Source organism: Streptomyces sp. NPDC050416 (genome assembly GCF_044458845.1).
GTDB lineage: Bacteria > Actinomycetota > Actinomycetes > Streptomycetales > Streptomycetaceae > Streptomyces.
Genome location: NZ_JBITII010000017.1, coordinates 64,215 through 78,442, shown reverse-complemented (window position 1 = coordinate 78,442; position 14,228 = coordinate 64,215). Strand labels below are relative to the sequence as shown.

General features: G+C 71.8%; 11 protein-coding genes. 3 read left to right on the top strand and 8 right to left on the bottom strand.

Annotation, left to right across the window (positions count from 1 at the left end):
* Positions 1–124 precede the first annotated feature (124 nt).
* On the top strand, positions 125–457 hold the full coding sequence (locus ACIBL4_RS37270) for an ATP/GTP-binding protein (RefSeq protein WP_399416247.1): 333 nt from the start codon (positions 125–127) through the stop codon (positions 455–457).
* Between the two features lie 6 nt (positions 458–463).
* Here ACIBL4_RS37270 and ACIBL4_RS37265 read toward each other — a convergent pair whose 3' ends face one another.
* From ACIBL4_RS37265 to mce, 7 genes are all read right to left on the bottom strand, one after another.
* A complete protein-coding gene (locus tag ACIBL4_RS37265) occupies positions 464–1,333 on the bottom strand; it encodes an ABC transporter permease (RefSeq protein ID WP_399416246.1) in 870 nt (289 codons plus the stop codon).
* Positions 1,334–1,634: 301 nt separating this feature from the next.
* Complete coding sequence (locus tag ACIBL4_RS37260) at positions 1,635–3,008, bottom strand: ABC transporter ATP-binding protein (protein ID WP_399416245.1); 1,374 nt, start codon at positions 3,006–3,008, stop codon at positions 1,635–1,637.
* A gap of 144 nt (positions 3,009–3,152) precedes the next feature.
* The gene (locus tag ACIBL4_RS37255) at positions 3,153–3,920 is read right to left on the bottom strand and encodes an ABC transporter permease (RefSeq protein ID WP_399416244.1); all 768 of its coding nucleotides are present in this window, start codon (positions 3,918–3,920) and stop codon (positions 3,153–3,155) included.
* Between the two features lie 2 nt (positions 3,921–3,922).
* The gene (locus ACIBL4_RS37250) at positions 3,923–4,882 is read right to left on the bottom strand and encodes an ABC transporter ATP-binding protein (RefSeq protein WP_399416243.1); all 960 of its coding nucleotides are present in this window, start codon (positions 4,880–4,882) and stop codon (positions 3,923–3,925) included.
* A gap of 86 nt (positions 4,883–4,968) precedes the next feature.
* On the bottom strand, positions 4,969–5,904 hold the full coding sequence (locus ACIBL4_RS37245) for a cellulose-binding protein (RefSeq protein WP_010040099.1): 936 nt from the start codon (positions 5,902–5,904) through the stop codon (positions 4,969–4,971).
* Between the two features lie 259 nt (positions 5,905–6,163).
* Positions 6,164–10,045, bottom strand: a complete 3,882-nt coding sequence (gene scy, locus ACIBL4_RS37240) for a polarized growth protein Scy (RefSeq protein WP_399416242.1) — start codon at positions 10,043–10,045, stop codon at positions 6,164–6,166.
* A gap of 232 nt (positions 10,046–10,277) precedes the next feature.
* Entirely contained in the window at positions 10,278–10,718 is a 441-nt protein-coding gene (mce, locus tag ACIBL4_RS37235) for a methylmalonyl-CoA epimerase (RefSeq protein ID WP_059417187.1), read from the bottom strand.
* A 148-nt stretch (positions 10,719–10,866) separates the two neighbouring features.
* Between mce and ACIBL4_RS37230 the strand changes: the two genes are divergently transcribed.
* Both ACIBL4_RS37230 and meaB read left to right on the top strand, forming a co-directional pair.
* Complete coding sequence (locus ACIBL4_RS37230; protein WP_399416241.1) at positions 10,867–12,066, top strand: acetyl-CoA C-acetyltransferase; 1,200 nt, start codon at positions 10,867–10,869, stop codon at positions 12,064–12,066.
* Positions 12,067–12,106: 40 nt separating this feature from the next.
* Positions 12,107–13,063 carry a methylmalonyl Co-A mutase-associated GTPase MeaB gene (gene meaB / locus ACIBL4_RS37225; protein ID WP_399416239.1) on the top strand — a complete coding sequence of 319 codons (957 nt, stop codon included), beginning with the start codon at positions 12,107–12,109 and terminating at the stop codon, positions 13,061–13,063.
* A gap of 441 nt (positions 13,064–13,504) precedes the next feature.
* On the opposite strand, the gene ACIBL4_RS37220 is transcribed toward meaB, so the two are convergent.
* On the bottom strand, positions 13,505–14,143 hold the full coding sequence (locus tag ACIBL4_RS37220) for a PepSY domain-containing protein (RefSeq protein WP_399416237.1): 639 nt from the start codon (positions 14,141–14,143) through the stop codon (positions 13,505–13,507).
* Between the last annotated feature and the right edge of the window lie 85 nt (positions 14,144–14,228).

The window sequence follows — 14,228 nt, the reverse complement described above, 5'->3', positions numbered from 1 at the left end:
GATCCCGGCGGGGCCCGCCCTGCCCGGCGAGGGACTTGCGAGGATTGGTGGCGTACGTGTACCCCCCTCCGCGCCGCGTAGGCTGGGCACGCCACGTGTCCTGTATAGCCCCGAGAGGTGTCCCGTGTCCCCGCGTCGCAACCGACCCAAGGGCGCCGCTTCGTCCGGCCGGAGCGCCGAGGACGACCGCCCCGGCCGTTACGGCGGCTGGCAGTCATCGGAGAACTGGCAGGGCGAGAACTGGAGCGTGCGGCACGTGGCCGGCGCGAGCGCGCAGGGCAAGTCCTACCGCTGCCCCGGCTGCGAGCAACTGATCCCGGACGGGGTGCCGCACGTGGTGGCCTGGTCCGAGCACACGGGCGTCGACGACCGCCGGCACTGGCACAAGGCCTGCTGGAACGCGCGGGACCGCCGCACCCCCGGGGTGCAGCGGTCCCGTAACGCGCCCAGATTCTGAGGGACCTCAGACGTCCCGCTTCTCCAGCAGCGCGAAGGCGGCGGCGAACGCGACGGCCGTCGCGCCGAGGATGATCCACAGCGGGTCCCAGCCGGACGGGCCGGACTCGCTCAGGGAGTTGGAGTAGAAGACGCTGAGCTGGTTCGGGATGGAGAACTCGAACAGGGCCTGGCGCACGTCCTCCAGGGACTGCGAGAACATGAACAGCGCGATCACCAGCGGGGCGAGCACGGCGCCGATCATGATGGTGATGGCGCCCGCCGAGTGCCGGATGATCGAGCCGACGGCGAGCGAGAGCAGGCCCAGCAGCGCGACGTACGCGGAGATGCCGACCGTACCCCTCAACCACTCCGCGCCGGACGGGTCCTTGGCGCCCTGGCCTTCCAGCATGGCCACGTGCAGGAAGGCGACGAGGGACGCGGACACCAGCGTCACCACGAACGCGACCAGGAAGAACACGATGCCCTTCGCCGCGAGCACCCGGCCCCGGCTCGGGCACGCGACCATCGTGGTGCGGACCATGCCCGTGCCGTACTCCGAGGCCGTGGTCAGCACGCCCAGCGTGATGATGCACATGCTGCCGAGCAGCAGCCCGAAGAAGCCCAGGCCGAGCGGGCTCTCGCCGGACAGGGCCGGGTCGGAGTTCGCCACCACCACGCCGGTCAGCGTGCCGATGCCGATGACGAGCAGGACGAACACGCCGAGCGTCCACATCGTGGAGCGCACCGACCTGATCTTCGTCCACTCGGAGGCGATGGCATGCCCGAGGTGCGTCCGCACGACCGGGATCGGCGAGGCGTAACCGGAGTACGAAGAACCGGGCGCCGCCTCCCAGGTGGGCGCGGCCGGCGGCATCTGAGGCTGAGGGCTGCTCATCGGGGGTCCTCGGGCTTGGTCAGATCGGAGGCCGGGGCGGAAACCGGCGCGGTGTACGTGGCGGGTGCCGGGCTGTCGGCCGACGGCGCGGGCGTGCCTGCCCGGGCCGCGGGCCCGGCGGGGGCCCAGGGTGCCGCGGGGCTGCTCGCCGAAGGGCCTTCGGCTCGGGCAAGGAGGTCGAGGGCGGAGACCGGCGTGGTGGGAGTGGCGTGCGGCGGCGGGGCCTGCCGGGCAGTCGGCGGTGTGTGCGCGCCTGCCCGGGCCGCGGGCCCGGCGGGGGCCGCGGGTGCTGCGGGGCTGGTCATCGGGGGTCCTCCGGCTTGGTCAGGTCCGGGGCCGGGGCGGAGACCGACGGTGTGGGCGCGCCCGCCTGGGCCGCGGGCCCTGCCGGGGCTTCGGAGCTGCCCTGCGGCGCCCGGCCTGCGGGCTGCGCGGGCCCGGTGCCCGCCTGCGATGCCTGCGCGGCGGGCATCGCAGGGGCTTGGGGCGGCGTCTGGCCGGAGGGCTGCGATGCCGGCGGCTGCGGTGTCTGGCCCGCCGGCTGGGCGTACGGGTTCGGGGTTCCCGGGCCGGGGACTCCCGGAGCCCCAGGTGCGCCGTAGGGGGCGCCCGGTGCGGCCTGCGGCGGCGCCGTGAACGGGTGTGCGCCCGGCGGGGGCGGCGGCGGGGCGTACCAGCCGGGCTGGCCCTGGCCGGGGATCGGCATCGGGGGCTGTGCCCCGGGCGGCAGCGGCTGCTGGAGGCCTTCCTTCTGGTCGATGGTCGAGCGGTAGTCGACGGCGCCCTGCGTCATCCGCATGTACGCCTCCTCCAGTGAGGCCTGGTGCGGCGACAGTTCCCACAGCCGGACGTCGTGGTCGTGCGCGATGTCGCTGATGCGGGGGAGCGGCAGCCCGGTCACGCGCAGCGCGCCGTCCTGCTCGGGCAGCACGTGCCCGCCCGACTCGGTGAGCGCGGCCGACAGCTTCTCCCGCTGCTGCGGCTCGGTGTCCGGCGTACGGACCCGTGCGAAGTCGGCGGAGTTCGCGGAGATGAACGCCGTCACGCTCATGTCGGCCAGGAGCTGCCCGCGGCCGATGACGATGAGATGGTCGGCGGTCAGCGCCATCTCGCTCATCAGATGGGAGGAGACGAAGACCGTACGGCCCTCCGCCGCGAGCGCCTTCATCAGGTTGCGCACCCAGAGGATGCCCTCGGGGTCGAGGCCGTTGACCGGCTCGTCGAACAGCAGCACCTGCGGGTCGCCGAGCAGCGCGGCGGCGATGCCCAGCCGCTGTCCCATGCCGAGGGAGAAGCCCTTGGAGCGCTTCTTGGCCACGTCCTGGAGGCCGACGACCCCGAGCACCTCGTCCACCCGCCTGGCCGGGATGCCCGACAGCTGGGCCAGGCACAGCAGGTGGTTGCGGGCGGCCCGGCCGCCGTGCACGGCCTTGGCGTCCAGCAGGGCACCGACCTGACGGGGGGCGTTGGGCAGCTTGCGATACGGGTAGCCGCCGATCGTCACGTGCCCGGCCGTCGGGTTGTCCAGGCCGAGGATCATCCGCATCGTCGTCGACTTGCCTGAGCCGTTCGGTCCGAGGAAGCCCGTGACGGCCCCCGGCCGTACCTGGAAGGAAAGGTTGTGCACAGCGGTCTTGTCGCCGTAGCGCTTCGTCAGGCCGACTGCTTCGATCATGCTCCGCACCCATCGCAAGGTTCAGGACAGCGGGGCACACGCCCCCGTAAGGGTTAGGAGGATATCGAGGCGCTGACGGTTCCGCTCAAATGAAAGTAAAGGGGAGAGCGTGACGCGCCCCGGCAGCCCCCGGGGCGCGCCTGCCTAGGCGTCGCGCTTCTTCAGCAGCACGTACCCGCCGACCAGCGCCGCGAGCACCCACAACCCCATGATCCCGAGGCCGCCCCACGGCCCGTACGGGACGTCGTCGACGGGCGTGACCACCTGCATGATCCGGCTGCCGGCCTGGTCGGGCAGGAACCGGCCGACCTTCTTCGTCGCGTCGACATTGCCCAGGATGTTGGAGATCAGGAAGAAGAACGGCATCAGGATGCCCAGCGACAGCATCGGCGAGCGCAGCATCGCGGCGACGCCCATCGAGAACATCGCGATGAGGGCCATGTAGAGGCCCCCGCCGAACACGGCGCGCAGCACCCCCGGGTCACCGATCTCCGCCCGGTGCTCGCCCAGCATCGCCTGCCCCAGGAAGAAGGCGGCGAAGCTGGTGACGAGACCGACCAGGAGGGCGAGTCCGCCCGCCACCGCGATCTTGCTGAACAGGAAGGAGCCGCGCTGCGGCACCGCGGCCAGCGAGGTGCGGATCATGCCGGTGCTGTACTCGTTCGACACCACCAGCACACCGAACACGATCATCGCGAGCTGCCCGAGGCTCATCCCCGCGAAACTGATGAACGTCGGATCGAACTCCGCCCGCTGCTGCGCGCCCATGGAGTCGAACTCGTTCTTGGACAGGGCCGCGATCAGCATGCCGAGGGCGACCGTCACGACCACCACCAGCGACAGGGTCCACACCGTGGACGCCACCGACCGGATCTTCGTCCACTCCGACCGTACGACCTGCGTCGTCGCCATGCTCAGCCCCTCTTCCAGCCGTCGCCCCACTGCTGCCCCGGTGGCTCGGGACTCGCCCTGCTGTGCGCGTGGTACTCCACCGACTCCGCGGTCAGCTGCATGAACGCCTCCTCCAGCGACGCCTGTTGCGGACTCAGCTCGTGCAGCGTGATCCCGTGCTGCGCCGCCAGCTCGCCGACGTGCTCGGCCTTGCCGCCGTCCACCTCCAGCACCCCGTCACCGCTCTCGACGGCCACGACCCCGGCCTGGTGCAGCACGTCGAGCAGCCGCTCCCGCTGCGGGCTGCGGACCCGGACGTACGACCGTGAGTTGCGCGCGATGAAGTCGGCCATGGAGGTGTCCGCGAGCAGCCGCCCCTGCCCGATGACGACGAGGTGGTCGGCCGTCAGCGCCATCTCGCTCATCAGATGGGAGGAGACGAACACGGTCCGGCCCTGCGCCGCCAGGGACTTCATCAGCGTGCGGATCCAGTGGATGCCCTCGGGGTCGAGGCCGTTGACCGGTTCGTCGAACATCAGGATCCGCGGATCGCCGAGCAGCGCGGCCGCGATGCCGAGCCGCTGCCCCATGCCCATCGAGAAGCCCTTGGTCTTCTTCTTCGCGACCGTCGTCAACCCGACCGTCTCCAGCACCTCATGGACCCGGCCGCGCGGAATGCCGTTGCTCTGCGCGAGGCACAGCAGGTGGTTGTAGGCGCTGCGCCCGCCGTGCCAGGCCTTGGCCTCCAGCAGGGCGCCGATGTACGTCAGCGGGTCCTTGAGCTGCTGGTAGTGCTTGCCGTCGATACGGACGTCGCCGGCGGTCGGGTGGTCGAGCCCCAGGATCATCCGCATGGTCGTGGACTTGCCCGCGCCGTTGGGGCCGAGGAAGCCGGTGACGATGCCAGGTCTGACGGTGAAGGACAGGTTGTTGACCGCCACCTTCTCGCCGTACCGCTTGGTCAGCCCCTCGAGCTCAATCATGCCCGCCACGCTAGAACGGGACAAAGCCCTCTGCCACCCGAGCGGCAGAGGGCTTTGCGGAGATTCAGACTCCGTATGCCGGGTCGTTACCGGGACTGCTGGGCCGGAACCCCGCGGGAGATCGGCTCGTCCTCGGCCGGCGTGCCGGCGGCGGCCACCGCGGCGCCCGTGAGCGTCGCGAGCATCTCGCGGACGTTCGTCAGCTGGGCGTTGATGCTGTCGCGGCGGTTGGTGAGGGCCGCGAGCTCGCGCTCGGATTCCGAACGGATGCGGTCGGCCTTGGCGTTGGCGTCGGCCACGATGTCCTCGGCCTGGCGCTGGGCCGTCTCCACCGTCTGGCGGGCGCGGCGCTCGGCGTCCGTGCGCAGCTTCTCCGCCTCCAGGCGGAGCTGCTCGGCGCGGTGCTCGATCTCGGCGAGGCGCTTCTCGGCCTTGGCCTGACGGGACGCCAGGTCGCGCTCGGACTGCTCGCGGCGCTTGGCGAGGTTCGTCTCGAAGTCGGCGGCGGCCTGAGCGGCCTTGGCGCGGGTCTCCTCGAAGAGGGCGTCCGCCTCCTCACGCTTGGACTGCGCGTCCTTCTGCGCCTCGGCACGCAGCTGGGCGGCGTCACTCTTGGCCTTCTCGACGATGCGCAGGCCCTCGTCCTCGGCCTTGGCCTTGCGCTCCGCCGAGTACGACTCGGCGTCGTTGCGCACCTGCTGGGCCGCCGACTCGGCGAGCTCGCGGTGCTGCTCGGCAGCGCGCCGGGCCTCCTCGCGCAGGTCCTTCGCCTCTTCCTCGGCGAGGCGGAGGATCTTCTCCACGCGTGCGCCGAGGCCCGCGTACGACGGCTCGGCGTCGCTGATCTGGGCCTGGGCGTTCTGCGTCTCGAGGTGGAGCTCTTCGATGCGCTTTTCCAGAGCGGTGATGCGGGCGAGAGCGCTGTCACGGTCGGAGACGAGCTTGGAGATACGTTCGTCCACCTGAGCGCGGTCGTATCCACGCCGCACAAGCTCGAAGCCGTAGGGGGAAGTGTCGCTCATGGGGTTCCTGTCGAATGAGACCGGTGAGGTGATAGGTGGAATCCTAGGGGCCGAAACGGTGTGTCATCGAGCGGATGCGCGTTTGGTCTGCAAAATGAGACCCCTTTTGAGTGGCTGATCCCAGGACTGCTTGCCAAAGACATGGTCAAAGGCTCCAGAACACACCGGTTTCGCCCCGGTTCGCCCAGAACCTCCCCGGCGGACCAGGCCAGGGGCGCGGCACCGTATCTCCAGTCTGGCCTGGTCCGCCGGGCAGGTTCTAGCTATCCGTGGACTTGCCACCCGAACGGGGTGCGCCGACTGTTGCGCCCGCCTTGACTCCGCTGTCCTTGGCCGGGGAGGGGGCCTCGAAGGATTCCAACGCCTCCAGGACGTCCTGGACGCGGGAGATCTCGGCATTGATGTCCTCGCGGCGGCGGACCAGGACCTCCAGCTCGCGCTTGCCCTCCTCGACCGTGCGCTTCGCCTCGCGGATCGCCTCGGCCTTGAGCTCCTCGGCCTCCCGGACCAGCGTGGACTTCTTCTGCTCGGCCTCCTTGAGCAGCCCCTCCGCCTTCTTCACCGCGGCGATACGGACCTTGCCCGCCTCGGAGTTGGCCTCCGACACGATCTCCTTGGCCTTCGCCTGCGCCTTCGCGAGCTGCTCCTCCGCGGCCTTGACGAGCGCGTCGCAGCGGTCGCCCGCCGACTTCATCGCCTCGGCCGACTCCCGGCGGGCCCGCTCGTGCAGCTCCTCGATCTCGGACGTGATGCGGTCGCGCAGCTCCTCGGCACGCTCCCGGATCTGCGTGGCGTCCCGGCGCGCGCCGACCAGCAGCTCGTCCGCGTCCGTACGGGCCTTCTCCACCAGCGAGTTGCCCTCGACCGTCGCCTCGGACACGAGCCGGTCGGCCTCCTTGCGGGCCGCGCCCACCATCGTGTCGGCCTGCGACTCGGCCTCCGCGGTGGTCTTGTGCGCCTGCTGCTGCGCCTCGGTGAGCAGCTTGTCGGCCTCCGCCGTGGTCTCCGAGATGAGCTTGTCGACCTGCTCGGCCGCCTCGGAACGCCGCTTGTTGGCGTCCTTGCGGGCCTCGTCCAGCGTCCGGTCGGCCTCCTCGCGCGCGGAGTTGACGAGCCGCTCCGCCTCCGCCTCGGCGTCCGCCTTGACGCGCTCGGCCTCGCTGCGGACCCGCTCGGCGTGCTGCTGTGCCGAGCCGACCGTCTCCGCGGCCTCGGCGCGCAGCCGCTCGGCCTCCGCGGCCGCCTCGGCACGCAGGCGCTCCGCCTCGGAGACGGCCTCCGTGCGGACCCGCTCGGCCTCCGCGACCGTCTCCATCCGCAGCCGGTCGGTCTCCTGGACCGTCTCGGTCGTGAGCCGCTCCGCCTCGTTGCGCGCCTCGGTGATGAGGGTGTCCGCCTGCGTCGCCGCGTCCGAGCGGATGCGGTTGGCGTCCTCGCGGGCGTCCGCCCGGGTGCGCGAGGCGCTCTGCTCGGCCTCCGCGATGGCGTCCGACGCCTCCGTGCGCACCCGCTGGGCATGCTCGGCGACGTCCGCGCGGATCCGCTCCGCCTCCGCGATCGCCTCGGACATCGTGCGCTCGGCGAGCGCCTTGGCGGCCTCGGACTCCTCGTGCGCCTCGCGCCGCAGCCGGCCGGCGTCCTCGCTCGCCCGCTCCCGCTCGGCGTAGGCGTCGGAGCGGACCCGGTCCGCCTCCTCCTGCGCCTCGCGCCGCGTACGGTCCGCCGCGTGCTCGGCGGCGCTGCGCAGCCCGGCGATCTCCTCCTGCGCCTGCTCGTGCAGCCCCGCGACGGAGTCCCGGACCTGCTGCGCGTGCTGCTCGGCCGCCGACACCATCTCCGTGGCACGCCGGTCGGCCTCCTCGACCAGCCGGACGGCCTCGGTCTGCGCCTCCTCCACGCGCCTGCGCGCGGAAGCCAGCAGCTCCTCGCTCTGCTCGCGGGCCCGCTCGCGCTCCTGGTCGGCCTCCTGCCGGGCACTGCCGAGGAGCTCCTCGGCCTCCCGGCGCCGCCGGTTGGCCTCGTCCTGGGCGGCGGCCAGCGTCTCGGACGCCTCCGTGGCCAGCCGCTCGGCGGCGGCCTGCGCCTCCGCACGGACCCGGTCGGCGCTCTCCTGCGCCTCCGACTTCAGCCGCTCGGCCTCGCTCGCGGCCTCCGACCGCAGGCGGACGGCGACGGCCTCGCCCTCGGCACGCGCGGCCGACGCGTCGGACGCGGCCTCGTCGCGCAGCCGCTCGGCCTCCGCCTCGGCCTGCTGCTGGAGCGTACGGATCCGCTCGGCGGCCTCGGCACGCAGCCGCTCGTTCTCCTCGGCGGCCTCGCGACGGATCCGCGCGGCCTCCTCCCGGGCGTCGGACAGCGCCTGCTCGGCGGCGGTGAGCCGCTCCTCCGCCTCCGTCTGGAGCCGCGTCAGCTCCTGGGCGGCCACCGCGCGGCGGGCCTCTATGGCCCGCTCGGTCTCCTCGTGCAGTTCCCGCGCCGCACGCTCGGCTTCCGCCTTGAGGGCCTCCGCCTGCTCGACGACCTCCTCGCGGTGCCGCTCGGCCTCCTGCCGGGTGCGCTGAAGGGTCTCCTCGGCCTGCCGGCGCAGCGTCGTCGCCCGCTCGATGGCCTCGGTGCGGACCCTCTCGCTGTCCGTCTGGGCCGTCGTGCGCAGCTCGTCCGCGTCCGCCTTCGCCTTGGCGAGCAGCTCCTCGGCGGACCGCGCCGCCTCCTCGATCTGCGCCACGGCCTCCTTGCGGGCCTCGGCGCGGATCTTCTCGCCCTCTTCTACGGCGTCCGAACGCAGCTGCTCGGCCTCGCCGCGCAGCCGGCGGGCCTCCTCCTGCAGCTCGACCGTCTTGGCGCGGTACTCCTTGGTGTCGTCCTTCGCCGCGCCCTTGAGCTGCTCGGCGATGTCATGCGCCTCGGCGCGCAGCCGGTCCGCCTCGGCCTCGGCCTCCCTGCGGATCCGCTCGGCCTCCTCGGCCGCGGCCTTGGTGGTCTTCTTGGCGTCCTCCGACGCCTTGTTGAGGACCTCCTCGGCGGTCTTGGCCGCCTTGGACAGCTGGGTCGCCGTCTCCTCGGCCGTGAGCGTGCGGGCCTTCTCGGAGGCCTCCGCGACGATCTTCTCCGCCTCGGCGCGGGCGTCCGCGACGAGCTGCTCGGCCTCGGACTTGGTGTTCTCGGCCTCCTTCGTGGCCTCCTCGACCAGCCGGGCGACCTGCTCCTTGGCGGTGCGCGTACGCGTCTCGTTCGCGGACTCCGCGCTCGCCAGGGCCTTGGCGGCGGCCTCCTTGGCCTCCGCGACCAGCTTCTCCGACTCGGCCTGCGCCTTGCGCAGCGCCTCCTCGGCCTCCGCCATCCGCTGCTCGGCGGCCTTGCTCAGCTCCTGGGCCTGGCGGCGCGCGGACTCCGACTCCGAGGCCGTGGACGTCCGCAGCTGCTCGGCGTGGTCGGTGGCCTCCTGCGCCTGGGTGGAGGCGGCGTTGAGCAGCCGCTCGGCGTCCGTGCGGGCACGCCGCAGGATCTGCTCGGCCTCCGCGCGGGCCTCCTCGGCCGCGCCCGTCAGCCGCTGCCGGGCCTCGGTCGTCAGCCGCTCGGCCTCCGCGCGGGCGGTCGCCAGGGCCTGCTCGGCCTCGGCGCGGGACTCCTCCAGCAGCCGGCGGGCCTGCTGCTCGGTGCGGGCCCGCAGCTGCTCGGCCCACGCCACGTTCTCGTTGACGTGCGACTCGACCGTCTGGCGGCGCTCGGCCAGCTCCTGGTCGAGCTGCTGGCGCCGGGTCACGGCCTCCTGGTGCAGCTCCGCCTGGAGCCGGGCCGCCTGCTCGGCGTGCTCCTGGAGGATCCGCTGGGTCTGGGCCCGGGCCTCACTCAGCTCACGGTCGGCGTCCGCCCGGATCTGGTCGGCCTGCATCTGCGCGTTGCGCAGCAACTGCTCGGCCTGCCAGCCGATGTCGCCGCCGTCGAAGGAGGGCCGGGACATGATGGTGCGCCGCGCCTCGTGCAGCTTGGCGCGCAGCACCTCGACCTGGTAGCCGAGGTCCTCGGCGTGCTGGATCGCCTTTTCCCGCTCGGTCTTCAGCCGCTTCATCTCGGCTTCGAACCGAGAGAGGTGGTCGACGTCAGCCGCCGGCTCTCGCTCCTGGCTCTCGTAGCCCCGCACTGCGCGGTCCCATCCGTCCCCTGGTCGCAACTCTCTCCAAACGAGCTCCGTCCATCCGCCGAACGGGGCCCCCGGGGAATGGTGTCAGATCATCGGCGGAGCAGAGGCTGCTGCCCCGACGCTCGTCCCCCGAAACCCGGACCCCGGTGGTCCTGCCGTCGCACGGCGGGACCGCGGTCACCCTGGCTGAGCGGCGACCGCCCCCAACCCTACCGGCCCCTATGTACGAGGGTCAGTGCTCAGGTGACTCAACGGCCGCCGAAGTGACCAGTTCTGTCAGCACGCCATGACAGTCCTTCGGGTGCAGGAAGGTGATCCGTGACCCCATGGAACCGCGTCGCGGCTCTTCGTACAGCACGCGTACGCCCTTGTCCTTGATGTCCGCGGCCTCGGCGTCCACGTCCGCCGTACCGAAAGCGATGTGGTGGACGCCCTCCCCGTTCTTCGCCAGCCACTTCGCGACGGTGGAGTCCTCGCGGGTCGGCTCCAGGAGCTGCAGGTACGAGGCGCCGCCGTCGGACGTATCGTTGATCTTGAGCATGGCCTCGCGCACGCCCTGCTCCTCGTTGACCTCGGAGTGGAACACCTCGAAGCCGTAGGTGGCACGGTAGAACTCGACGGTCTTGTCGAGGTCGAAACAGGCGATTCCGATGTGGTCGATTCGCGTCAGCATGGATTCAGTGCAGCGCTCCGGAGGTGGTTACGCAACGTGCGCGCGATCACACCGACAGCCCGATGACGGGGTGGCGTACCGGTCAGTACATTCGAAGTAAACCCTCGTTCACTCCTCGGCTGTGCAGCCGGTAAGGGGATCGCAGCTCATGTCTTCTGCTACGACCAGCTCGGTGATCGTCTCGGGGGCGCGTACGCCCATGGGGCGGTTGCTCGGTTCGCTGAAGTCCTTCTCCGGAGCCGACCTCGGCGGCTTCGCGATCAAGGCCGCCCTCGACCGTGCGGGGATCGGTGGCGACCAGGTGCAGTACGTGATCATGGGTCAGGTGCTCCAGGCCGGGGCGGGGCAGATCCCGGCGCGCCAGGCCGCGGTGAAGGCCGGCATCCCGATGAACGTGCCGGCGCTGACCATCAACAAGGTGTGTCTGTCGGGCCTCGACGCCATCGCTCTCGCCGACCAGCTGATCCGTGCGGGTGAGTTCGACGTGATCGTCGCGGGCGGCCAGGAGTCCATGACCAACGCCCCGCACCTGCTGCCGAAGTCCCGTGAGGGCTTCAAGTACGGCGCGATCGAGATGCTCGACGCCATGGCGTACGACGGTCTGACCGACGCTTTCGAGAACGTCGCCATGGGCGAGTCGACGGAGAAGCACAACACGCGCCTCGGCATCGCGCGACCCGAGCAGGACGAGTTCGCGGCGCTGAGCCATCAGCGTGCCGCCGCCGCGCAGAAGAACGGCATCTTCGAGGCCGAGATCACCCCGGTGGAGATCCCGCAGCGCAAGGGCGACCCGGTGCTGTTCAGCAAGGACGAGGGCATTCGCGGTGACACCACCGCGGAGTCCCTGGGCAAGCTCCGTCCGGCCTTCGCCAAGGACGGCACGATCACGGCCGGTTCCGCCTCGCAGATCTCCGACGGTGCCGCCGCCGTCGTGGTGATGAGCAAGGCCAAGGTGCAGGAGCTCGGCCTGGAGTGGATCGCGGAGATCGGGGCGCACGGGAACGTGGCCGGGCCGGACAACTCGCTGCAGTCCCAGCCGTCCAACGCGATTCAGCACGCGCTGAAGAAGGAGGGGCTGGGCGTCGAGGACCTCGACGTCATCGAGATCAACGAGGCGTTCGCGGCGGTGGCCGTGCAGTCGATGAAGGACCTCGGGGTGTCCACCGAAAAGGTGAATGTCAACGGTGGTGCCATTGCCCTGGGTCACCCGATCGGGATGTCCGGTGCGAGGCTCGTGCTGCACCTCGCGCTGGAGCTGAAGCGGCGTGGTGGCGGCGTGGGCGCGGCCGCGCTGTGCGGTGGCGGTGGTCAGGGTGACGCGCTGATCGTGCGGGTGCCGAAGGCCTGAGCACCGGTTTTCGGATCTCCCTCATCTGAACGGAGCTGTGATGCAGGACGTCTCCACGCTGGTCGCCCAGGCGAGGGAGGGCCGGCCGCGGGCCGTGGCCCGGCTGATCTCCCTGGTGGAGGGGGCGTCCCCGCAGCTGCGGGAGGTGATGGCGGCGCTGGCGCCGCTGGCCGGCAAGGCGTACGTGGTCGGGCTGACCGGGTCGCCTGGGGTCGGCAAGTCCACGTCGACCTCGGCGCTGGTGACCGCGTACCGCAAGCAGGGCAAGCGGGTCGGCGTGCTCGCCGTCGACCCGTCGTCCCCGTTCTCCGGGGGTGCGCTGCTCGGGGACCGGGTGCGGATGTCGGAGCACGCGTCGGACCCGGGCGTGTACATCCGCTCGATGGCCACGCGCGGGCATCTGGGCGGGCTCGCGTGGGCCGCGCCCCAGGCGATCCGGGTGCTGGACGCGGCGGGCTGTGACGTGATCCTCGTCGAGACGGTGGGGGTCGGGCAGTCGGAGGTGGAGATCGCCTCGCAGGCGGACACGTCCGTGGTGCTGCTGGCCCCGGGGATGGGGGACGGCATCCAGGCGGCCAAGGCCGGGATCCTGGAGATCGGTGACGTGTACGTGGTGAACAAGGCCGACCGGGACGGGGCGGACGCGACGGCTCGCGAGCTGAACCACATGCTGGGGCTGGGGGAGGCCCGGGCGCCCGGGGACTGGCGTCCGCCGATCGTGAAGACGGTCGCCGCGCGGGGGGAGGGCATGGACGAGGTCGTCGAGGCCCTGGAGAAGCATCGCGCCTGGATGGAGGAGCGGGGGGTGCTCGCGGAGCGGCGCATGGCCCGTGCGGCGAGGGAGGTCGAGACGATCGCGGTGACGGCGCTGCGGGAGCGGATCGGGGATCTGCACGGGGACCGGCGGCTGGGTGCGCTCGCGGAGCGGATCGTGGCGGGGGAGCTGGATCCGTACCGTGCGGCTGACGAGCTCGTCGCGGGGTTGACGGAGGGCTGAGCGCGGGGTGCGTCCGGCGGTTGGGCGGGGGTCTGCGCCTGCGGCGGGCTGGTGGGTCGGGGCCGCGCCGGGGGGTGTCCGTCCTCGGAACGGCGCGATGGGCTTGCGAACCAACTAACTGTCCGCTGACGCGCCAACCGCTGCGGGCGGACCCCCCCCCGACACGTCCCCTTCTCGCCGTGCGCGAGTGCGGGGGCGTCGTGCCTTAGCTCCCGCCGGGCCGGCCGCTGCGCCTGCGGGCATGCGGAGGTGGCTCAGCTGCCGCGGGGCGCCGGTCCCGCCTAGCTGCGGGCAGTCGTGCCTCCCCCAGTGCCTTAAGGGCCTGGGAGGTGCCCCCAGGCGGCACGGGTGGGCGCAGCGGCACCCCGCAGCGCCGAGCTGCGCAACAACGCCCCGGCGTCAGCAGCGACGCCGGGGCGGTGGGAAAGGGGCAGTACCGGGTCAGTCCTGGTCCTGGTCCGCCGTGATCTTGCCCGTGTCGAGGTCGATCCTCCAGTCCTGCTCGGCGCCGCCGGACTTGTGCGTCTCGGCCTCCCAGGACTTGTTCTTGCCGTCCTCGTCCAGGTCCACGGACGTCACCGTGCCCTTGCCGTCGGCGGCCTTCGCGGCCTTCGCGGCCTCCTCGGCCGTCACGGAAGAGCCCTTCAGCGCCGCCCGCACCTGCGCCGTGTCGTCCTCGTCGTCGGTGTGCGAACCGAGGACCTTGCCGCTCGACGGTTCGACGCTCACGCTGTGCCAGCTGTTGTCCCCGGACAGGACGTCGACCTTCCAGATCACCTTGCCGCTGTCGTCCTCGTCGTCCAGCTCGGCGGAGACGGCCGTGCCGGACGTGTGCTTCAGCGCGGAAGAGATGGCCTCGGGCGCCGACACGTCGGCGGAAGCAACGCGCGCGTCGTCGTCGCGGTCGTCCTGCGCGTCCACGCCGTCCTGGTCGTCGCGGCCGTCGTCGTCCGACAGCCGGGTGTTCGCCGCCTGCCGCGCCGAGCCCTGGTCGTCTCCCGTGGTCGCGAGCGCCGTGGCCGTACCGCCTCCGATCAGAGCGGCAGCGGTCACAGCGGCGATCACGATGTTGCGCTTCATGCGGATTCCTCCCGAGTCGTTTGTTTTCGACGTGTTCCAATCTGGCTGACCGAGGCTGAGAGGAACCTGAAGGCCCCTGAAGGGA

What these genes read in the sequence shown, in the direction of transcription:
- ACIBL4_RS37265 (WP_399416246.1), bottom strand. Translation starts at nt 1,333, where the DNA reads ATGAGCAGCCCTCAGCCTCAGATGCCGCCGGCCGCGCCCACCTGGGAG.
- ACIBL4_RS37260 (WP_399416245.1), bottom strand. Translation starts at nt 3,008, where the DNA reads ATGATCGAAGCAGTCGGCCTGACGAAGCGCTACGGCGACAAGACCGCT.
- ACIBL4_RS37255 (WP_399416244.1), bottom strand. Translation starts at nt 3,920, where the DNA reads ATGGCGACGACGCAGGTCGTACGGTCGGAGTGGACGAAGATCCGGTCG.
- ACIBL4_RS37250 (WP_399416243.1), bottom strand. Translation starts at nt 4,882, where the DNA reads ATGATTGAGCTCGAGGGGCTGACCAAGCGGTACGGCGAGAAGGTGGCG.
- ACIBL4_RS37245 (WP_010040099.1), bottom strand. Translation starts at nt 5,904, where the DNA reads ATGAGCGACACTTCCCCCTACGGCTTCGAGCTTGTGCGGCGTGGATAC.
- mce (WP_059417187.1), bottom strand. Translation starts at nt 10,718, where the DNA reads ATGCTGACGCGAATCGACCACATCGGAATCGCCTGTTTCGACCTCGAC.
- ACIBL4_RS37230 (WP_399416241.1), top strand. Translation starts at nt 10,867, where the DNA reads ATGTCTTCTGCTACGACCAGCTCGGTGATCGTCTCGGGGGCGCGTACG.
- meaB (WP_399416239.1), top strand. Translation starts at nt 12,107, where the DNA reads ATGCAGGACGTCTCCACGCTGGTCGCCCAGGCGAGGGAGGGCCGGCCG.
- ACIBL4_RS37220 (WP_399416237.1), bottom strand. Translation starts at nt 14,143, where the DNA reads ATGAAGCGCAACATCGTGATCGCCGCTGTGACCGCTGCCGCTCTGATC.